The 22558-nt window shown below is 31.2% G+C and carries 21 protein-coding genes; 13 read left to right on the forward strand and 8 right to left on the reverse strand.

The genetic code is table 11. The features are described from left to right. Position 1: 1 nt before the first annotated feature. Positions 2–1063 carry an HmuY family protein gene (locus tag C4S76_RS06635; protein WP_105193691.1) on the forward strand — a complete coding sequence of 354 codons (1062 nt, stop codon included), beginning with the start codon at positions 2–4 and terminating at the stop codon, positions 1061–1063. 27 nt (positions 1064–1090) lie between these two features. Continuing rightward, entirely contained in the window at positions 1091–1990 is a 900-nt protein-coding gene (locus C4S76_RS06640) for a DUF6607 family protein (protein ID WP_105193692.1), read from the forward strand. 71 nt (positions 1991–2061) lie between these two features. Here C4S76_RS06640 and folD read toward each other — a convergent pair whose 3' ends face one another. The 6 genes from folD to rsfS form a co-directional block, all read right to left on the reverse strand. Beyond that, positions 2062–2946 (reverse strand): bifunctional methylenetetrahydrofolate dehydrogenase/methenyltetrahydrofolate cyclohydrolase FolD, encoded by an 885-nt coding sequence (gene folD / locus C4S76_RS06645; protein WP_105193693.1) that lies wholly within the window; start codon positions 2944–2946, stop codon positions 2062–2064. A 45-nt stretch (positions 2947–2991) separates the two neighbouring features. Then, complete coding sequence (locus tag C4S76_RS06650; protein ID WP_105193694.1) at positions 2992–3648, reverse strand: phosphatidylserine decarboxylase family protein; 657 nt, start codon at positions 3646–3648, stop codon at positions 2992–2994. Then, the gene (locus tag C4S76_RS06655; protein WP_105193695.1) at positions 3645–4499 is read right to left on the reverse strand and encodes a phosphatidate cytidylyltransferase; all 855 of its coding nucleotides are present in this window, start codon (positions 4497–4499) and stop codon (positions 3645–3647) included. The genes C4S76_RS06650 and C4S76_RS06655 overlap by 4 nt, the downstream gene beginning before the upstream one ends. 24 nt (positions 4500–4523) lie before the next feature. Then, entirely contained in the window at positions 4524–5099 is a 576-nt protein-coding gene (locus C4S76_RS06660; protein ID WP_105193696.1) for an LUD domain-containing protein, read from the reverse strand. 115 nt (positions 5100–5214) lie between these two features. After that, positions 5215–7203 (reverse strand): ATP-dependent zinc metalloprotease FtsH, encoded by a 1989-nt coding sequence (ftsH, locus tag C4S76_RS06665; protein WP_105193697.1) that lies wholly within the window; start codon positions 7201–7203, stop codon positions 5215–5217. 14 nt (positions 7204–7217) lie between these two features. Beyond that, complete coding sequence (rsfS, locus tag C4S76_RS06670; RefSeq protein ID WP_105193698.1) at positions 7218–7622, reverse strand: ribosome silencing factor; 405 nt, start codon at positions 7620–7622, stop codon at positions 7218–7220. 119 nt (positions 7623–7741) lie between these two features. Between rsfS and C4S76_RS06675 the strand changes: the two genes are divergently transcribed. The 11 genes from C4S76_RS06675 to C4S76_RS06725 all read left to right on the forward strand — a co-directional run bounded on the left by C4S76_RS06675 (position 7742) and on the right by C4S76_RS06725 (position 18895). Continuing rightward, the gene (locus tag C4S76_RS06675; protein ID WP_105193699.1) at positions 7742–8446 is read left to right on the forward strand and encodes a biotin--[acetyl-CoA-carboxylase] ligase; all 705 of its coding nucleotides are present in this window, start codon (positions 7742–7744) and stop codon (positions 8444–8446) included. A 114-nt stretch (positions 8447–8560) separates the two neighbouring features. After that, entirely contained in the window at positions 8561–9943 is a 1383-nt protein-coding gene (locus C4S76_RS06680; protein WP_105193700.1) for a tetratricopeptide repeat protein, read from the forward strand. A gap of 15 nt (positions 9944–9958) precedes the next feature. Next, entirely contained in the window at positions 9959–10588 is a 630-nt protein-coding gene (locus C4S76_RS06685) for an acyl carrier protein phosphodiesterase (RefSeq protein WP_105193701.1), read from the forward strand. A gap of 11 nt (positions 10589–10599) precedes the next feature. Beyond that, complete coding sequence (locus tag C4S76_RS06690) at positions 10600–10998, forward strand: thiol-disulfide oxidoreductase DCC family protein (protein WP_105193702.1); 399 nt, start codon at positions 10600–10602, stop codon at positions 10996–10998. A 424-nt stretch (positions 10999–11422) separates the two neighbouring features. Next, positions 11423–13381 (forward strand): type VI secretion system Vgr family protein, encoded by a 1959-nt coding sequence (locus C4S76_RS06695; RefSeq protein WP_105193703.1) that lies wholly within the window; start codon positions 11423–11425, stop codon positions 13379–13381. Between the two features lie 21 nt (positions 13382–13402). Further along, complete coding sequence (locus C4S76_RS11995) at positions 13403–14971, forward strand: hypothetical protein (protein WP_245915808.1); 1569 nt, start codon at positions 13403–13405, stop codon at positions 14969–14971. A 44-nt stretch (positions 14972–15015) separates the two neighbouring features. Beyond that, the gene (locus C4S76_RS06705; RefSeq protein WP_105193704.1) at positions 15016–15780 is read left to right on the forward strand and encodes a hypothetical protein; all 765 of its coding nucleotides are present in this window, start codon (positions 15016–15018) and stop codon (positions 15778–15780) included. 1 nt (position 15781) lies between these two features. After that, complete coding sequence (locus tag C4S76_RS06710; RefSeq protein ID WP_105193705.1) at positions 15782–16561, forward strand: hypothetical protein; 780 nt, start codon at positions 15782–15784, stop codon at positions 16559–16561. 1 nt (position 16562) lies between these two features. Continuing rightward, a complete protein-coding gene (locus C4S76_RS06715) occupies positions 16563–17339 on the forward strand; it encodes a hypothetical protein (protein ID WP_105193706.1) in 777 nt (258 codons plus the stop codon). A 1-nt stretch (position 17340) separates the two neighbouring features. After that, positions 17341–18117, forward strand: a complete 777-nt coding sequence (locus C4S76_RS06720) for a hypothetical protein (protein WP_105193707.1) — start codon at positions 17341–17343, stop codon at positions 18115–18117. Position 18118: 1 nt separating this feature from the next. After that, the gene (locus C4S76_RS06725) at positions 18119–18895 is read left to right on the forward strand and encodes a hypothetical protein (protein ID WP_105193708.1); all 777 of its coding nucleotides are present in this window, start codon (positions 18119–18121) and stop codon (positions 18893–18895) included. Between the two features lie 34 nt (positions 18896–18929). Here C4S76_RS06725 and C4S76_RS06730 read toward each other — a convergent pair whose 3' ends face one another. After that, on the reverse strand, positions 18930–21077 hold the full coding sequence (locus C4S76_RS06730; protein ID WP_105193709.1) for an endonuclease MutS2: 2148 nt from the start codon (positions 21075–21077) through the stop codon (positions 18930–18932). A gap of 48 nt (positions 21078–21125) precedes the next feature. Next, positions 21126–22499, reverse strand: a complete 1374-nt coding sequence (locus C4S76_RS06735) for a deoxyguanosinetriphosphate triphosphohydrolase (RefSeq protein ID WP_105193710.1) — start codon at positions 22497–22499, stop codon at positions 21126–21128. Positions 22500–22558: the final 59 nt, after the last annotated feature.

Raw genomic sequence — 22558 nt, forward strand, 5'->3', positions numbered from 1 at the left:
TATGATACCTCATATTGTAAAAAAAATACGCTATATTTTTTTATCTGTATTATTAATTGGTTGTAATACAGATGATGATCCTATATTTGTGCCGCAACCTTCGGGAGCCGTTTTAGCTCCAAATGTAGGCGGACCTGCAGAACCAAACCAGGTTTGGATAGATCTTGATACACAAACCATGAAGGTAAACCAAAGAGATTCCTGGGACTTTGGTTTTTATAATGGAAATGAATTTTTGGTGATTCTTAACGGATCTATATTAATGGCTGCCGGGAAAACAGAGTTTACAAATATTGATGCTGTAACGGAAGCAAATGTAGCCTCTCTCAAACTTTCTGTTTTAGTTAACAATTTTGATGCAGAAAATGTTAAGTATGTAGATGATATTAAAGGCAATTATTTGAAAAGAACTGCTATTGATAAAATTAGTATTAATGATTCGGAAAATAAAGTTTATCTTATTAATATGGGATATGCTGTTTATAAAGGAAATGAAACCTCATTACATAGTAGCGGAGATTTTAGAGGATGGAAAAAAGTTCGAATTTTAAGATACAAAAACAACCAATACAAAATACAATATGCCAATTTATCAGATACTACTCATAAAGAATTTATTATTAATAAAAATAATAATTATCTTTTTAATTTCCTAAGCTTGGAAAATGGTATTGAAGATATACAACCTCCAAAAGATAACTGGGATCTTTGTTTTACAGTTTTTACAAATGAAAATGTAGGACATGGTACATATTCTTTTGCAGATTTTGTTATTTTGAATACTTTAAATAAAACCGCAGCTTACCAAGTAAATACTACAACATCTAGTCTTACATATGAAAATTTTACAAAAGACCAAGTAGACCCCTCTAAGTTTATATATGATGATCAACGGGTCATTGGATCTACATGGAGAAGTACGTATGCAGGAGCTACTGTTTATACAAACCGTTTTTATGTTATTAAAGATAATATAGGAACCCTCTATAAGATTCGTTTTTTGAAAATGACTAACAATGAAGGACATAGAGGATATCCTGAATTTGAGTATAAGCCTCTTTAAAAAATTTCAAATTTTAATATCAATTATATGAAAAAAATTATTTTTATTTTTATTTCTTGTTCTATTTCTCTAATTAATTTTGGTCAAAGTACTAAAGAACAAGATCAAAAATCTATTAAATCTATGGCGGGATGTTATGAAGTAACATTTAATTATGCCGAAACCTTTTCACCAGATAAAAATTATAAATTCCATGACAGAGAAAAAACTCATGCATTAGAACTTGCAAAAATAATTGAAGATACAGGAGATAAAATTTCAATCCAGCATCTTTTAATTGTAGGTTCTAAAGATAGTGCAATGATTGTTAAACATTGGAGACAAGATTGGATTTATCAAAATACTGATTTATACACTTTTGATAAGGGTACAAAATGGAAATATAAATCTCTTCCTAAAAGTGAGGTCTTAGGTCAATGGACGCAGAAGGTTTATCAGGTTGATGACAGTCCTCGTTATCAAGGGAGTTCTACATGGATTCATGTAGATAATAAAAATTATTGGGAAAATAATGCCGACGCACCGCTTCCTCGTAGGGAATATACTCAAAGAGATGATTATAATGTGTTGAATAGAACAAACCGTCAAGAAATTACTGATTATGGTTGGATTCATATTCAAGACAATAGAAAAATATTACGCAAAAAAAAGTCTAAAGACATTCTAATAGCTCAGGAAAGAGGAGAAAATGTATATAAAAAGGTTAATCCTGAAAGATGTCTGGCTGCAGAGCAGTGGTGGTCACAAAATTCTACAATATGGGATAAGGTAAGAAATTCTTGGGATAAGGTTTATAAACGTAATAAAGACCTTATTATGAAAAAACAAAAAAATGATATAGAATTGTTTGAAATATTATCGAAGTATAACACTGATGTATCACAAAAGGAAATCGATAAAGAAATCAACAAATTTGTAGAAAAATAACTTTTTATTTTAATTCCTAATAAATTCAGAAATAAATTTTATATATCTGAATTTATTAGGATATTTCAATTTCAATCGTTAATATTTTTTTTATAAGCAATTAAGGTGTTTTTTAACAGCATGGCTCTCGTCATAGGTCCTACTCCACCAGGAACTGGTGTTATCCAAGAGGCTTTTTCAGAAACATCATTATAGTCAACATCTCCTGCTAAATAAAAACCTCGTTCTTTTGTTGAGTCATCAATACGTGTAATTCCCACATCAATAATTACAGCTCCTTTTTTTATCATAGAACCTTTCAAAAAATTAGGAACCCCTAATGCTGTTATAACAATATCTGCGTTTTTAGTAAAATCTTGTAAGTTTTGTGTTTTTGAATGGGTAAGAGTTACAGTAGCGTCTCCCGGGTATCCTTTTCTACTCATTAATATGCTCATTGGCTTGCCTACAATTCTGCTTCTTCCTATTACTACAACATTTTTACCCTGAGTAGGTACATTATATCTTTTCAGCATCGTCATAATTCCATACGGAGTAGCCGGTAAAAAACTTTCCATTTCTAAAGCCATTTTTCCGAAATTCTGGGGATGAAAACCATCTACATCTTTTTCGGGATCTATTGCCATAATTATTTTTTCTTGATCTATATGATCCGGTAAAGGTAATTGTACTATAAATCCATCTAAATCTTTATCCTCATTAAGTTTTTTTATTTCTTGTAATAACTCATTTTCGTTTATATTACCCGGAAGTTTTACTAAAGAAGAGCGAAAACCTACGGCATGGCAATCTTTTATTTTATTATCGACATAAGTAACACTTGCTCCGTTGTTTCCTACTAATACAGCAGATAAATGAGGGGGACGAAAACTTTTATTTACATATTGTGCTACCTCTTTTTTAATTTCTTGTTTAATTTGTTTGGATAGTTTTAGACCATCTAAAATATTAGCCATAATATAGTTTATTAGTTTACACAAATATAAAAAAGTTCATAATAATCAATTTTTTAATCTTGCAATTACTTTTATTCCTCCATCTTTTATAACCTCTCCTACGTTTACCAATATTTCTGTACCAAGAGGTAAAAACACATCCATTCGAGATCCAAATTTTATAAAACCAAATTCTTTTCCTGCTTCAGCTTTATCTTGTAATTCTGAATACATAACTATTCTACGAGCCATAGCTCCGGCTATTTGTCGAAATAAAATTTGTTTTTTATTAGGATTTTCTACCACTACTGTAGTACGTTCATTTAATTCAGAAGATTTTTCATGCCAAGCTACTAAAAATTTTCCGGGATGATATTTTTTAAAAATTACTTTCCCTGTTACCGGATACCTGCATACGTGTACATTTAAAGGCGACATAAAAATGGAAATTTGTATACAATTTGTTTTTAAATATTCCTTTTCATATACTTCTTTTACTATAACTACTTTTCCATCTACAGGTGCAATGACTTCTTCAGGTTTAGCTTCATATTCTCTTATTGGATTTCTAAAAAACCAAACGATCATGGCTTCTAATATCACTAACGGTACAATCATTATCCATGACCAACAACGAAATAAATAAAACAGGATTATACTTAAAAGTAAAATTCCTATGATACTAACAAGAATGATTTTCTTACCTTCCTTATGGATTCTCATAATACTGAATTAATTAAATAATATAAAAATATAACAGGAATACAGAAAATAAAACTATCTAACCTGTCTAATATTCCACCATGTCCGGGCATCAGATTACCTGAATCTTTTACCTTAAAAAATCTTTTTAATTTAGATTCTACCAAGTCTCCTATAGGAGCAGATAACGCTATTAAAATACTTATAATAATCCAGTTACCCCGTAATTGCGAATAGTTGATTTCAATTATTATACCTGTTATAATGGTAAATATGATACCCCCCAGTAAACCTTCTATTGATTTGTTTGGGGAAATTTTAGGAGCAAGCTTCCTTTTTCCAAATTTTCTCCCTACTAAATAAGCAAAAGAGTCACTAATCCAGATAAGTAAGAATATAAAAAATATTTCTGAGGTCAACGGATTATTACTATTAGGAATAGCTAAAGTTAAACTAAAAGGAATACCCAAATAAACAGCTGTAAATATTAGTTTACCACTATCTGTAACAAGTTCTTCAGTAAACCGAAATAAAGTTATAATAGATAGAGCAAATAATATTAAAAGCATTATATATTTCCAATAATATAATGTGAAATTAAAACTATTAACAAAATAGTCTTTAGAAGAGTTATAATAGATGAATCCGGCGAGAATGAAAGTTAATATTTTAAATAAAATATTTTTATAATTAAGGATTTTAACAGCTTCTATCATACAGCCTATAAAAAATAGAGAAATTAATATGTAAAATGGATAGGAAGATTGTATTTTTATATTAAAATAAATATACACTACATCTGTAAGGAAATTTGTAGTACATAAAAATACCAACAATACGTAGACTATTCCTGATAGAGAACGAGTTATCATTGTTTTTTTATTAATTATCTGAAATTAAAGGCATTCTTCTACTAAAAGTAAATATAATTTTTTTGCTGTTGATATATCACTAAAACCTTGTACTTGATTACCATATATAGAGGTTATATTAGAAGGAATACTATTTTTTTTATTATATCTTATTTTAGCCAATCCGGCACTGGAAGAACTTATAATTTGATTAGGATTAGCCCAAACTATTATTTTATTTGGAAGATCCGATTTCTTTAAATGACGTGTTTGATCAGAAGATATCATTATAGATCCATCTAAAGCTACCAAATATTCACAACTAATTAGAGCTATATCTTGTTTTTGATTACTTTGGGTAGTATAATTACAATCTAAAACATTAACTAAAGATATAAGTTCATGTTCTACACATAAAACTTCACTTATATCTTCATTTATAAGAATTTCCTGTAAATGTTGTAAGGCTTCATTTTTATTATCACAATAAAAAAACATTCCTCCTCCTGCTTTAAATCTCTTTGTAAATAATACGTCTTCTTCCAATTTATCATCGTTCCAATCAAAAGCTTCTGATTCTTTCCCTTTCTTCTTACCAAATATTTTATCAAGAAATCCCATTCAAATTTTTGTTAAATTTCTGATTATTTTCTTATTCAAATATATAAAAAAAACACATATTATGAATAATCTATAATAATAAGAACTTTTTAAATATTCTTTTGTTTCATTTTGCTTATTCTGTCTTAGTTTCTTCTTCTGAATGATTTATTTCTTCTTTTTCTTCTTCTTTTATTTCATCTGAAAAATCGGTATCATCAAATTTTCTCTTTCCAAAAACCTCCTCTAAATCTTCTTTAAAAATTACTTCTTTTTCTAATAATTTATTAGCTAGTTGGGTTAATTTATCTTTATTATCTGTTAGTATCTGAATGGCTCTTTTATATTGATTTTCAATAATTTTAGAAATTTCTTTATCTATGGTTTCTGCTGTAACTTCTGAGTATGGCTTCGTAAATCCGTATTCATTGCCAGAGCTATCATAATAAGATATATTACCAATCTGTTCGCTTAATCCATAGATAGTAACCATAGCATTAGCTTGTTTCGTTACTCTTTCTAAATCTGATAATGCTCCTGTAGATATGTTTCCAAATATTACCTCTTCTGCAGCTCGTCCTCCCAAAGTTGCACATATTTCATCTAACATCTGTTCTGTTGTAGTTAACTGTCTTTCTTCAGGTAAATACCATGCTGCACCTAAAGATCGTCCTCTAGGTACAATAGTTACTTTTAAAAGAGGAGCTGCATGTTCTACCATCCAGCTAATAGTTGCATGCCCCGATTCATGAAAAGCAACTCTTTTCTTTTCATGGGGTTTTATAACTTTATTTTTCTTTTCTAATCCTCCTATTATTCTATCTACTGAATCTAAAAAATCTTGTTTACCAACAGATTCTCTTCCTTTTCTGGCAGCAATAAGAGCAGCTTCATTACAGACATTAGCAATATCTGCACCACTAAATCCGGGAGTTTGCCTCGCTAAAAAGTCTATATCTAAATCCAGATCTAATTTTAAAGGTTTCAAATGAACCTGAAATATTTCTTTTCTTTCATTAAGGTCTGGTAAATCTACATAAATAGATCTGTCAAAACGTCCCGGACGCATTAATGCTTGATCTAAAACATCTGCTCTATTGGTTGCTGCTAAAACGATTACACTGGTATCTGTCGCAAAACCATCCATTTCTGTTAATAACTGGTTCAAGGTATTTTCCCTTTCATCATTAGACCCTGTAATATTATTTTTTCCCCTTGCTCTTCCTATAGCATCTATTTCGTCAATAAAAATAATTGCAGGTGATTTTTCTTTAGCTTGTCGGAAAAGATCTCTAACCCTAGAAGCTCCTACCCCTACAAACATTTCAACAAAATCTGACCCGGAAAGAGAGAAAAAAGGCACTTTAGCCTCTCCCGCTACCGCTTTGGCTAATAAAGTTTTCCCAGTCCCCGGAGGCCCTACTAATAAAGCTCCTTTAGGTATTTTCCCTCCTAATTTTGTATATTTTTTAGGATTTTTTAGAAAATCTACAATTTCTTCAACTTCTTCTTTTGCTCCTTCCAGTCCTGCAACATCTTTAAATGTTACTCTCATGTTATCATTTTCATCAAATAATTTAGCTTTCGAACGTCCAATGCTAAAAATTTGACCTCCGCCACCACCTGTACCTCCGGCCATTCTTCTAAATAAGAAATACCAAATGAGAGCAAAAAATAATATAGGTAATAATAATTGTATGAAAATTCCTCCCCATGGGCTAGGATTTTCAAATTCCAAATTAGTTTCTAAATTATATTTTATTTTATCCTCATTAAACCTTTTTTCAAATAATTGTTTATCTCCGGCAATAAAAGTAAATTGGGGAGAATCTGAAATTTGATTAAACGGAATTAATCCTTGGTCATTATTGTATACTTTAGAGTCCTTCTTAGCTTCAGGGGTAAGATATACTTTTACTTCTGAGGATTCATTAACAAAAATTACTTTTTTAATATATTTTTGTTCAAGTAATGAAAAGAATTTTGCTGAATCTATTTTTGTTTCCTGACCTGAATTTAAAAACTGTTGAGATAATAATAACACTACAAAAATGATTAAAATCCCATAAAACCAGTTAAATGAAAACGGCTTTTTACTTTTCTTTTTTTTATTATTTGGTTCCAAAATTGAATCTTATTTTAATTTAGTTTTAAATTGAATTTTTTATCATCACTATCTTCGCTAGCTATCTTAGTTATTGGTACATCACCCCATAAATTTTCTAAATCATAATATTCTCTATATTCTTGTTGAAAAATATGTAAAACTACAGAAATATAATCCATCAATACCCATTGCTCATTATCAGTACCTTCTATGTGCCATGGTTTTTCTTTAATATGCTTTCTCACATATCTTTCTACTGAATTGGATATTGCTGAAACTTGTGTATTGGAATTTCCCGTACAAATGATAAAATAATCGGTAATTGTATTTTCTAACTTTGTAAAGTCTAATATTGTTATATCATACCCTTTAACTTCTTCTATTCCTTTAATTATATATTCTAATAATGTATTGTTGTCTATCTTAGTTTCTGTCATCTAATTTTAATGTAATATAATAAACCCTAATTTGGTTTGGTTATGCAAAAATAATCATTTTAGAATTTCTTTTGATTTAAATTTAATAAATTTAACACGTTATTTAGTAGTCAAAACCTATGCCATTAAAATTTTTTGAAAAAATCGATTCTACTAATGAATATGTTAAGGAAAATTTACTTTATTTTAAAGAAAATTTTTCCGGGGTTTATACTTTTAACCAGTTACAGGGAAAAGGACAAAGAGAAAATTCCTGGTTATGCGAACCCCAAAAAAATATAGCCCTGACATTTTGTCTTGCTAATTCTTCGATTCCTCCTCTTTCTGTGAGTTTTTGGGTGGCTATTGTTGTAAGAAATTTTATTGAAAAAATTACTCATCTTTCTACATCTATTAAATGGCCCAATGACATACTAATAAAAAGAAAAAAAATTTGTGGTATTTTAATTGAAAAATCTAAAGGTACTTTCATTATAGGAATCGGTATTAACGTATTGCAAACAGATTTTTCGGATTTGGACTTATTAAGAGCATCTTCCCTTTCTCTTCTTACATCTAAAAGTTACTCTCTCTCAAGCCTGGTAAATCATTTATTAATTAACTTTAAAGAAAATTACTCTTTATTAGATCATAGCGAATATCTTTATAAAACTTATAATAATTATCTATTTGGTAAAAATTTAATCATGTCTTTTAAAATTAAAAATTCTATAGTTAAAGGTAGGATTAAAGGTGTGGATGAAGATGGGCTTTTACTACTGGAACTTGAAAACAAATTAATTGAAAAATTTAAAATAAAAGAAATTGAATTTCTATACGAATAATTTAACTTTTTATTCTATGTTAAGTTTTTGTGAATAAATTATAATTCGATTTGCTTTTTATAAATTATTTTTTTATGTATTTTTACATATATTTTAAAATAGAAGCTTAATAACGTGGAAGAATTTTTTGATAATGAATTAGTCAATCGGTTTGAAGAAATGATGGAAAAAAATGAATCTGGATATTTTGATTCTGATGAATTTTGTGAGATTATTTCATTTTATCTGGATATTTATGATTATGAATATGCCCTCAAAGCGTTGAATGTTGCTTTCGAACAATACCCTTCAAATATAGATATTAAAATTAAACAACTGGAGTATTTCGTAGGAATTGAAGATCTTCATAAAGCCTACAATTTAATTGAATATTTGAAGGATTTATGTTATACAGATACAGATTATATCATTGCTACGGCTAAATACTGGTCTTTAAGAAAATTTCCTCATAAAGCAATCGATTTTTATACACAAGCTTTACAGAATGAAGAAGACGAAGATTATATTTATAATTGTTTAGGAAACGAATTTTTAGAAATTAATGAGCCTTCTTTAGCTTTGAATGCTTATAAAAAAGCCCTGGAATATAATATTAATGATGAATTTTCTTTATTTTCCTGTATACATTGTTTTGAAATCTTACATCAAAATTCAGAATGTATTAATTTTTTAAAAAAATTCATTGATATTAACCCTTATTCTGAAGAAAGTTGGTTTCAATTAGGTTTACAATATTTAAATCTTAACCAATATAAAAATGCATTACATGCTTTTGATTATGTTATTATAATTAATCCTAAAAGCATTGCCGGATATACCCAAAAAGCCTTTTGTTACGAAAAATTAGATAATTGGGAAAAAGCTATAGAAATTTATGAGGAATCTTTAGGTTTTGATGATACAGCAGCTTTTACTCTTTTTAAAATAGGACAAGCATATATTAAACTGAATAAGCCCATATTAGCATTAAAATCATTTCAAAAATCCGTAAAAGAGGACCCTCAATTTGATAAAGCCTGGTTTGAAATTTCCAACATTCATGACACATTGGGAAATAATGAAGAAGCCCTACACTATATAAACAAAGCATTAGATATTGAATCTAAAAATGTGAGTTACTGGAAAAAATATGCTTACATAAATATCCAATTGGGAAAATTTGAAGAAGCATCCGAATCTTTTGAAATTATATTAGATTTAGAGCCCGATCATATGTATAACTGGTTAGGATATTCCGAAATACTGATCAGTTTAGGAGACTATTCTAAAGCTGCCAATATATTGCATAAAAGCTTTAAAAATTTTAACCGCGCAGAATTATTTTTTCAATTAAGCAATTGTTATTACTTATTAAAGAATGAGAAAAAGAGTGATTTATATTTAAAGATGGCATTAAAATTGAATCCCAAAATAAAAGAGCTGATGAAAGAAAAATATTGTATTTTTCCAAAAAACAGTACAAAACAAATCAATCCTGATATTAACTTAAATATATAATATAAAAAATAACGTATGAACATAGTAGCCCATCAATTACTATCGTATAACATTACAGATATACAAGTAGGTAATGTTTTGGGCGAAGTGGTACGAGGAAAAGATTATCAAAATTACCCTCAATCTATAGCGGCAGGAATTTTATTGCACCGAAATATTGATACTTATACCGATTTTCATCCTATTGTAAAGCAAACTACAAGTATTTTTCATAATTCTTATGGAAAATTTGCCCCTATAATTACAGATGTTATTTATGATTATTTTTTAATTAAGAACTGGCATTTGTTTTGTGAAGATGAATTTGAATATTTTAAACAGAAATGTTATGAATTGGTTCAAAGTAAAGAATTATTGTTTCCTCAAAGGCTAAATGGATTTCTTTCTTCTATGATCAAGGATGACTGGTTCGAAAAATATAAAACTTTTGAAGGTATAGAATGGACGCTCTACAATTTAAGTAAAAAGTCTAAGTTTCATTCTAACATGAGTAACTCCCTAAAAGAGATATATTTAAAAGAAAAAAATATCGAAAAACAATTTTTACAATTCTATCCTCAATTGCAGAAATTTTGTAAAAATTTTATTGTTAAACAACTTCCTCAATATGAAGAAATGTTTAAAGAAAACAGCTTTTTACATTAACTAATTTCCGAATGAAATACCTTATTTTATTTGATGGAATTTGTAATTTATGTAATTCTACTGTAAAGTTTGTAATTAAACATGACCAAAAAGAAAAATTTAAATTTGCATCTTTACAATCAGAATTCGGGATTAATTTTTTAAAGGAAAGAAACCTATCTATAGATCATTGGAATTCTATTATTCTTTATGAACCCAATAAAGCTTATTATATAAAAAGTACTGCTGCTTTAAAGATTGCCTTGCAAATGGGGTTTCCTTATAATCTTTTGTATATTTTTATAATATTGCCTGCATGCTTACGAAACATAGTATATGATTATATAGCTAAAAACCGATACAAATGGTTTGGTAAAAAAGACCAATGTATGATACCTACTCCCGAATTAAAAAAACGTTTTATAGTTTAAGAAACAGAAATATTATAATTCTAAGAAAGACTAATTAAAAGATAAAATGCCTGGTTTTTATTTTCAAAAATTTATTTGATTTTTTTATTTTCTGTCTGCTTCTATACTTTCCTAAATTTAATCTACTTATTGGTTATATCCGAGTCAAAATAGAATTGATGCAATAATTTTTTTCCTCAACCATCCATTTCCATTGTCTGCAACGTTCCTAAACTTTTCAGCTTAGGTTTATGATAAATTACCTATCCCGAAACCTTATAAATAACCATTTCGACAAAATATATTTATGTTTAATTATCATAACAAAAATACACATTTATAATAAAATAAACAAAAATACACGATTTAAAACCGTATTATATTAAAATAATTTATATTTTTGTACATATATAAATAATAATAATTTTTATTAAATACATATCTAATGTCTGATTTTATTACTCCCGAAGACGAACAATACCGTATTCCCGGAACTGACTCCTACCTTATTCCTCCTGATATTATAAAAAAACGCAAACAACTTTCCAGCCAGGTAGTTTACGGAGCCAGTCGTGAAAAAGACTTGGATGGTTCTCACATTATTTATGCCACCGTGACCGTAGGTGGTGAAGAAATACTTAAACATAGCCACTTTTCCCTGTCTATTGATTCTAAAATCTCCCGGCACGACCGTTTCGAGATTCTCTGCCCCAGCGAAGAATTTGCAGAAACCTCTGCCTATCCGCTATCTAACAGCAAATACGTATTAGGAAAACGCTGCACTATACAATTTAAACAATTGGGTATCTCTACTTATCTCTTTACCGGAATCATAACCGAAATAGAAAACCGCCGCATAGACGGCTATTCCCATATAGTGCTTATAGGCTCTTCCCCTACTATATTGTTGGATAACGGGGAAAACTGCTGCAGTTTTGAAAACCAGAACCTTTCCGAAATTATGAGCCGGATATTGGCCGGCTACCCCACAGACCGTGTGCAGGGAGATCTGCGCCCCCATGCAGAAGATAAACTACCCTATATAGTACAATACAACCAGAGCGACTGGCAGTTTTTACGCAGTTTGTGTGCCCGATATGGTGAAAACCTCTTTTACAACGGAAAGCAAATCGTATTGGGCGGTTGGGGAGGAAAAACCGTAGAGCTTTTTGAAGAGCAGGATTTCTTTGAATACCGCCTGCAAATGAAGTTGGCTCCCCAAGCTTTCGAATATACCGCTTATGACTATAACCGAGCAGAAAACCTAAAAGTGCACAGCGAAGAAAACAGTTTGCAGCCAAGCAAAAATCCTTTTCAGCAGTTTGCTCAGGAAACCTCAGAAAAAATCTTTACTACCAACCCCCAAAAACATTATGCCGGCAGCTTTTCCGAGGCAGATAATCGGGAGTTGAACCGCGCAGTTAGAAGGAAGCAATTGGAAAACAAAAACGTAGCAGTGGTAGAGATGAAAACCCAAAATCCTAATTTACGGCTGGGCGATATTATAAAGCTTCATGGATGGATTGCGGGACATAAGATATTCAAAGACGGAAATGTGCCGTTGGAATCTTATAAAATCATTGAAATTTCCCATGAGTTTAAAGATGGAGAAGGCTATTATAACCGTTTAAAAGCTATTCCTAAAGACCTGGAAGTAGTTCCGGTAGAAGAAATTCCGCAGGCGGTATGCGAAACCCAGCCGGCAGTGGTTACCGATAACAAAGACCCGAAAGGGATGGGACGAATCCGGGTACGATTTGCCTGGCAGTCTGCCAACGAACAAAGTCCGTGGATTCGTCAGATGCAACCCCACGGAGGAGCCGGAAAAGGCTTTTATTTTATTCCCGAAATCGCAGAAGAGGTACTTATTGGCTTTGAAGATCATAATCCCGAAAGGCCCTATGTATTGGGAACCCGCTACAACGGAAAGGAAATCAGCGGATTTTATACCCCCGACAATCGCTTTAAGGTAATTAAAACTCATAGTGGGCATTATCTGGAGTTTGAGGAATTTAAAAATATTACCCTGGCAGATACTAAGGGAAACAAGTTCCATATAGACAGCCAGGGAGACTGCCTGAATATTGAGGCACTGAAAGACATTACCCTGAATGCCGGCAGAAATATTAACATAAATGTCCAACGAGACATAAATATTGTGGCCGGACAGGATATGAACACAAATGTAGGAGGAAATAGCTTACTGAGAACGGGAATGAACTACCTATTAAAAATCTTTGGTATGATGAAGGAGGAAGTGAGCGGAGATATTGAATCTTATACTGAAAATAAAAGAAAAATTATCAGCAAAGACCGAATAGATACCTATTGCGATGAGGAAATCAAACATAACTCCCAAAGTGTTTTAAAAAATAACAGCAATGAAAAAAACCAATTATTTTAACCCAATTGTAGCTCTACAGCCATGAGAATACGACTATCGGGAGGAAAAATTACCGAATATACCAAGGGTAACTATCATGTATATGCTAAGGGAGATATAACCTTTACAGCTAAAAAAGTGATACAGGAAGCCCCGGAAATTATATTCGGAAAGGCCGACCCCCATCCTGAACAGGAAGAAACCACAGGCACTACCCTTGTAGAACTTCGCCCGTTAGTGAATATGGAAAGCACCACTGCCTCCAAAGTAAAAATAGCCGGAAAAGAATATGAGGTTTACAATGGGCAATTCGGCTTTGACTGGTACCAGCAGCATGAAGTCATTCCCTGGGTATCTCATACTCCCGTGCAGATAGAAAGCCTGCTGCAAAATGGCATAAAAAGCATAGATGCTCAAGGAAATACCACGCCCTACTCTGGGCAGGAAGAAGCATTGCAAGCCTACCGTAATACCTATAAGCAACTGGAGCTGAGCCGCAAATATAAAACAGAAAAATACTATATCCCTTATCTGGCTCTGTTTGATGAAGAAACCAGCCGAAAACAGGACGAAAAAATGAAAGGAAAAGATGGTTATGTCTCTCCTCCATTTCGTGCGGCTTTTAACCTGTATATAGACGTGGCAGGCAAAAAACCCGAGAAAATACTGGTTAGCAAAAACCCTTATTTTGATACTAACTGGAAAGAGTATAATGAAAGGTATAACTCCGTAGATTTTTCCTCTTTGGCTTTTACTCCTTATTACGAAGGATTGGTTTCTAATGTAGTACTGGAACTTAGCTGCAAAAAAAGCTTTTCCGAACCCCAGAAAATCAGCCTTTGGGCACTCTATGCAGGAAACCCCGTGCCGCAACTGGCAGGAAGGGTTATTGCCCTACCCAACAGCGAAGCCTATATACAAAGGCAAAAAATTGTATTGGTAGATACGATAATGAATATTTTAAACAATAGAGAAAAACAAATGGGTGAATTCCAGCCTTCAAATATCCGGTATCTGTATTATCTGCACCAGTTTCTCCTTCTTCCCGAATGGGAACAATTCAGGGAAGATCAGGCTTTGGACCTGACCCATAACCCCGATTTTAAAACCGGAGGCTATTGTATAGATGATAATACAGTAGATAAAGAAATCCGTAAAGAAGATGGCGGGGTGCACGAGCGCTTATATCGGGCATTAGCCGAAGCTAAAGAAGAAAACGGAAAACCCAAATACAGTCTGTACCCGGTAGGAGAAGCGGTTTATTTCTTTGCCCTGGGGTTAAACTGCAACGGAAAGCAAACTAAAGGTTCTACCCACCCCAAAAACAAATGGGTGCTGATGTTTAAAATACAGCTGGATTCTAATTTTCCTGCCAATACCCCAAGCCACGAATGCCTCCATGCCCTGGGGCTGGCACATACCTTTATCAATAAGAAAGACGGAATGTATGGAAGCCAAACCGGAAAAGCCGAAAGCCTCTACCGGCTAAACCCTAATAAAAAGTTTGTGTTTAAACCGAATACGACCCTCAACCTGATGGACTATTCTCCTACCCCATACACCTCTTTTTACTGGCAGTGGAAAATAATTAATCCCGCTATTGAAATTTAAGATAAAAACTGTATATTTGATGTAGAAATAAATAATAAAAAACCATGCGCCAATTATTTATTTATCCCTTATTCTTTCTTGGTTGCCTGCTTACCTATGCTCAAGATGTTTCCTTAATTCCCACTGTAGACACCCTACAAAAACTCGATATTCAATGGTTTAAGGAGAATAGAAGCAAAAATAATGGAGAAGTTTATTTAAAAGACAGTACTAAGATTAAATTAATATGGCAACCTGATTTTTATAGAGAAGATATACGTAAAAAAAATAGTCCTTATAAATTAATGAAATTTTATGATAAAGAAATTGGTATTTATCAAGGAGGAGGTATATATTTTTATTCTTGTAGAATAGGTAATTGGAAAGATTATGATATAAATAATGAATTAATAAACAATCAAAACTATGATCAAGATTACCCTTTTACTTATACTCAGGTAATAGATAAAATAAAGAAAGACTATCATGTAGATCTGGAAAAAGAATATGGTAAACGCCAGTTTATAGATGTGGTAAGAGGTTGGAATAAAGATGACCCTTATGATTATCCTAAATATATGGTTTCTTATAGTCTAGATAATGAATCTTTAAAAAATTATCTACCCGATCCACGAGTAAAAGAAGCGCCCGAATCTTATAACTATGGATATAATCCTCCTCAAAGATTTATTTTTATAAACGGACGTTCGGGGAAAATTGAATTCGATATTACTACTGATAAATATTATGCAGCTCAGGAATATTATAGAAATAAAATTCAACGAGAAAAAGTAAACGAAAATTCACCTTCCAAACTTCCTAATTATTAAAATGTATTTACCTATATCCCGATTTTTCATTTATCCCTTATTTTTTCTTGGTTACCTGCTTACCTACGCACAAGATGTTTCCTTAATTCCTACTGTGGACACCCTACAAAGACTTGATATTTCATGGTTTGAGAAAAATGAGGATGTAAACGGAGGGATTATTTATTTAGAAGACAGTACAAAGGTAGAACTTATATGGCAAAATAATTCATATAGAAAAAATTTGCGAAAAAAAAATAGTCCTTATGTCTTAACGGTACTTTATGACAAAAAAAGCGGTAAATATATGGGTGGTGGACTTAATTTTTTTAATATACAAATTGGAAAATGGAAAGGTTTTCATGTAGATTTAAAAAAATGGGTTACATTTAGTGATGATAGTCAAGATTATCCTTTTACTTATACTCAGGTAATAGATAAAATAAAGAAAGACTATCATGTAGATTTGGAAAAAGAATTTGGTAAAAGGGAATATATCGATGTACGCAGAGGTTGGGATAAAAAAAATCCTTATGATTATCCTGCCTATGTAGTTGTTTATACTCTAACTCCCGAAGAACTCAAAAATTACTACCCGGACCCTCGCGTGGGAGGTTCTCTTCCTGTTAACAATTATTATTATAATACGCCCCGCAGATATATTTTTATTGATGGCAGAACAGGAAAAACCGAACTGGATATGGCTTCTGATGAATATTATGCGATTGCAGAATACTATAAAAATAAAATTCAACGTGAAAAAATAACCGAAAATTCACCTTCCAAAGCTCCTAACTACTAAAATGTATTTACCTATATCCCGATTTTTTATTTATCCCCTATTCTTTCTTGGTTTTTTGCTTACTTATGCACAAGATGTTTCTTTAATTCCCACTGTAGACACCCTACAAAAACTCGATATTCAATGGTTTAAGGAGAACAGAAGCCAAAATAATGGAGTAGTTTATTTAGAAGACAGTACTAAGATTAAATTAATATGGCAACCTGATTTTTATAGAGAAGATATAAGAAAAAAAAATAGTCCTTATAAATTAATGAAATTTTATGATAAAAAAATTGGTATTTATCAAGGGGGGGGTATATATTTTTATTCTTGTAGAATAGGTAATTGGAAAGATTATGATATAAATAATGAATTAATAAACAATCAAAACTATGACCAAGATTACCCTTTTACTTATACTCAGGTAATAGATAAAATAAAGAAAGAGTATCATGTAGATCTGGAAAAAGAATATGGGAAAAGGGAATATATCGATGTACGCAGAGGTTGGGATAAAAAAAATCCTTATGATTATCCTGCCTATGTAGTTGTTTATACTCTTACTCCCGAAGAACTCAAAAATTACCACCCGGACCCTCGCGTGGGAGGTTCTCTTCCTGTTAACAATTATTATTATAATACGCCCCGAAGATATATTTTTATTGATGGCAGAACAGGAAAAACCGAACTGGATATGGCTTCTGATGAATATTATGCGATTGCAGAATACTATAAAAATAAAATTCAACGTGAAAAAATAACCGAAAATTCACCTTCCCAAGTTCCTAACTACTAAAATGTATTTACCTATATCCCGATTTTTTATTTATCCCTTATTCTTTCTTGGTGGCCTGCTTATCTATGCACAAGATATTTCCTTAATTCCTACTGTAGACACCCTTCAAAAACTCGATATTCAATGGTTTAAGGAGAATAGAAGCCAAAATAATGGAGTAGTTTATTTAGAAGACAGTACTAAGATAAAATTAATCCAACAAATCAATCAATTTAGGAAAGACATAAAGAAAAAAGATAGCCCATATGTTTTAACAATATTATATGATAAATCATCTGGAGAATACAGAGGGGGTGGTGTATTTTTTTATAATCTGAGAATTTCTCCCTGGAAAGTTTATGATGAAACAGGTAAATTAAAAATATATAAAAATGAAAATCAAGATTACCCTTTTACTTATACTCAGGTAATAGATAAAATAAAGAAAGACTATCATGTAGATCTGGAAAAAGAATTTGGAAAACGTCAGTTTATAGATTTGGTAAGAGGTTGGAATAAAGATGACCCTTATGATTATCCTAAATATATGGTTTCTTATAGTTTAGATAATATGGCTTTAAAAAATTATCTACCCGATCCACGAGTAAAAGAAGCTCCCGAATCTTATAACTATGGATATAATCCTCCTCAAAGATTTATTTTTATAAACGGACGTTCGGGGAAAATTGAATTAGATATGACTACTGATAAATATTATGCAGCTCAAGAATATTATAAAAATAAAATTCAACGAGAAAAAATAACCGAAAATTCACCTTCCAAACTTCCTAACTACTAAAATGTATTTACGTATATTCCGATTTTTTATTTATCCCTTATTCTTTCTTGGTTGCCTGCTTACCTATGCACAAGATGTTTCTTTAATTCCCACTGTAGACACCCTACAAAGACTCGATATTCAATGGTTTAAGGAGAATAGAAGCCAAAATAATGGAGTAGTTTATTTAGAAGACAGTACAAAGGTTGAACTAATATGGCGATCTGATTATTACCAAATAAATGTTCGAAAAAATAAAAGCCCTTATAATTTAGTAAAATTATATGATAAAGAAATTGGAATTTATCGAGGAGGTGGGATATATTTCTATTCTTTATTATTAAACGATTGGAAGATTTATAATAAGGATAAAAAAATTATAAGACAAAGAAGTGAAGATGAAAACTATCTTTTTACTTATACTCAGGTAATAGATAAAATAAAGAAAGACTATCATGTAGATCTGGAAAAAGAATATGGCAAACGCCAGTATATAGATGTGGTAAGAGGTTGGAATAAAGATGACCCTTATGATTATCCTAAATATATGGTTTCTTATAGTCTAAATAATGAATCTTTAAAAAATTATCAACCCGATCCACGAGTAAAGGAAGCGCCCGAATCTTATAACTATGGATATAATCCTCCTCAAAGATTTATTTTTATAAACGGACGTTCGGGGAAAATTGAATTAGATATGACTACTGATAAATATTATGCAGCTCAGGAATATTATAGAAATAAAATTCAACGAGAAAAAGTAAACGAAAATTCACCTTCCCAAGTTCCTAATTATTAAATAACCTACACACAAGATTAATAATAAATCAATCTTATATTTTTTCTATTTCGTACACAGAAATTTTAGTGGTAAACAATCCATAATTTAAAAATGCCGTTTCACCTTCTATTTTATCTATGGTTGCAGAACTGGAGCTTCCTTTTATACGAACTCTTTTCCCCTCATTCATCCATTTATTTGCCCTATCTACGGTGGTCCTAACCTCTTCGGCCTTGGTTTGTTCCAATTCTTCTTTGATTTCTTCTTTTTTAAGCTCCGATTTAATTTTATTTCTTTGTTTTTTGGTCTGGATTTTTTCTACTTCTGTACTTTGGGTCTTTTTATATTTTTCCTGTTCCAGAACTTTTGTAAATTCTTTAATAATATCTCTTTTACTTTTCCCCCGAGAATAGGCATCTATGTACTTTTCAAATTTTTGTCCTAACTGATTTAATTTAGTTTCCTCATCATATAGTTTTTGAAAGCTTACCAACTTTTGCTTATAGCTGTTTAGTGTATTTGAAAGCTCTTTTTTCTTTTCTGCCGAATGATCAATTTGTTTATTTAAGTCTCCTTTTAACTTTTCTACCTGATATTTTTCTTGTTGTAAACGTACAATCGTTTTATCTAAATTTACTTTATCTCTCTCTATCTTTTTTTTAGCTATTTGTATGATTTCTTTAGGAATTTTATTTTTTTCGGCCACTTCGAAAGTAAAAGAACTTCCCACTTGTCCTATCTCCAGCTTATAGATAGGAAGCAAAGTTTTTTCATTAAATAGCATTGATGCATTTTGAGTATGCTTTAGCTCTTCAATCCGAAGTTTTATATTTGTGTAATGAGTAGTAATGATTCCAAAAGATTTTTTATCGTAGAAATATTCCAGGAAGGCTTCAGCCAAAGCTCCCCCCAACTCGGGATCGGAACCTGTTCCAAACTCATCAATTAATAACAAAGTTTGAGAATCTGCCTGTTTTATAATTTGCTGCATCTTTCTCAATCGGGAGCTATAAGTACTTAATTGGTTTTCTATAGATTGATTATCTCCTATATCGGTTAATATTTTATTAAAAAAACCCATTTTAGATTTAGGATGTACAGGTACTAAAATTCCGCTTTGAATCATTAACTGAAGAAGGCCTACCGTTTTTAAAGTGATACTTTTCCCGCCGGCATTAGGTCCTGAGATACATAAAATTCGAATATCTTTATTCAGTGTTAAGGTTTGAGGTATAGTATGTTTTTTTTCTCTTTTATTGGTTAAGTATAATATGGGATGGTAAGCATTTATTAAATTTACTTCCTGGGTATCACTAACTTCGGGTAATACGGCATTGATACTGTCTGCATATCTTGCCTTGGCCTGAATAACATCTAAAGCATAGATATAGTTTTGATATTGTTGTAATAATGGATAAAATTCAAGAATATTTTGCGTTAGATTGAAAAGTATTTTTTCTATTTCTTTTTTTTCCTGATTTACCCATTCCAGCAATTTTACATTATGCTGAATTACCGATTCGGGCAATATAAAACATATGGAACCTGTTTTTGAAAACCCTAATATTCTTCCTTTTACTGATTTTTTTAATGCTGATTTAACGGCTAAAACCCTTTGATCATCTATAACACTTTCCCTTATTTCGTCTAATACTCCTGTTTGTGAAAAATGTGTAAGGGTTTTATCAAAATTTTCCTGTATATTCTTTCTTATCTCCTGAATTTGAGAACGTATATTTTGTAAATTTTGAGTGGCATCGTTTTTTACTTCTCCAAAACGATTGAAAACCTTATTTATTAAACTTATAATTTCTTTGGTATACTCTATAGAAGATAATTGCCGGTGTAAAGTAGGAAAATAGTCTTTAAATTTTTCAAAGTGAACGATCAATGAATTCACTAATTGTGACAAATTTCGAATTTTATGAAAAGACCTTGCTTCCAAAATAAAATTTTCAATCTGAAGCATTTTGAGTTCCGTTTCTATATCATCATATTCACGAAAAGGAATAAAATTCTCATTTGAAAAACTTCCTAAATATTCATTTACAAGGTTTAGTTCTCTTTTTATTTTATCTTTTTTAAGCGGACAGAGAGACAAAATGGTTTCTTTTGCCTTTTCGGAATGACAATAAGGAGCTATTTCTTCTACTATTTTCCTAAATTCTAATTCTTTTAATGTTTCTTCTGAAATCTGCATATCTTAAACATCTTTCTCCATTTACAACAATACAAAAATATGTATTTTTTACAAAGTCATTCCAATATCAATTCCTTTAATTTTACGATATAAATCTGTAGCATAATTATCCGTCATTCCTGATACAAAGTCTAGCACTCCCAATACTCTTTCATATTCGGTACCTTCTTCATATATGGATTGACGGGGAATAAGTTTAACGGCTTTTTTCTCGTATTCTCGTCTTTCATTTTCTGATTTCATTATTGATGGAATGAAATGATCCAGCAATTCATACATTACGTTATACCCGGCATTTTCAATTTCGACCACCGACCGGTGATTATATATATGTTCTATGGAAAAGTCTTCTATTATCTGAATGGCTTTACTTTCGCCTTTGATCTGATCAAAAATAGATATTTCTAAATCTCCGGAAAGTATTTTTTCGAAATTCTGTTTGTACAATTCTACTGTTCGGTTAATTAATACTCCAATAGAAACGGCTCGTAAAAATGATATCCGATCGTTTTTATCGGTAATATTATTTAATTTTTTGCTTACCCTTTCCCATTTTGCATTTCCTTGCATTTCGGTAATGATTTGCTGTAATAATTCTTCGCATACCTGTGCATTAATAAAACCTAAACGCTGAGAATCTTCTAAATCGATAATGTTATAGCAAATATCATCTGCGGCTTCTACCAACCAAACAAAGGGATGCCTAAGGTATACTTTAGGGTCATCACTTACTTTTATCATACTTGTTTCTTTTGCTATAGCCTCAAATACTTCTTTTTCTGACTGAAAAAAACCAAATTTTTTTTGTTGTAGTATTTTTTTATTTTTAGCTATAGATTCACAAGGGTATTTAGCAATGGAAGCTAAGGTAGAAAAGGTTAACATAGTGCCTCCTTCTGATTTACCATTCTGTTGTTGAGTAAGTACTCTAATTGCATTAGCATTACCTTCAAAATTAAGGAAATCTAGCCATTGTTTTTGAGTAAATTTATCTTTCAAGATCCCCTCATTTCTGGAAAAATAACTGGCTATGGCATCTTCTCCCGAATGTCCAAAAGCCGGATTGCCAATATCATGGCATAAACAAGCTGTGGAAATTACATTATACAAGCTATGTTTAAACAGCTCTTTATTTTCTTCCGTCAATTCTGAGGCAAATGTTTCGGCAATATAATTCCCTATTTCACTACCTAAAGAACGACCTACGGAGGCTACTTCTAAGGAATGGGTCAACCGATTATGTACAAAAACACTTCCGGGAAGAGGAAATACCTGGGTTTTATTTTGCAATCTGCGAAATGAGGTAGAGAATATTACCCGATCAAAATCTCGCTGGTACTCACTTCGCGGATCACTTTTTTTATTATGTGATTTATATTGGGTTCCGGTTCGTTTATCTGAAAATAATTTGTTTATATCCATATTTCTATATCGAGTTCAAAGATAAGGATTTGTTCTTTTTTTATTTTACAAATTTATTA

The sequence above is a fragment of the Apibacter adventoris genome (assembly GCF_002964965.1).
Lineage (GTDB): Bacteria > Bacteroidota > Bacteroidia > Flavobacteriales > Weeksellaceae > Apibacter > Apibacter adventoris.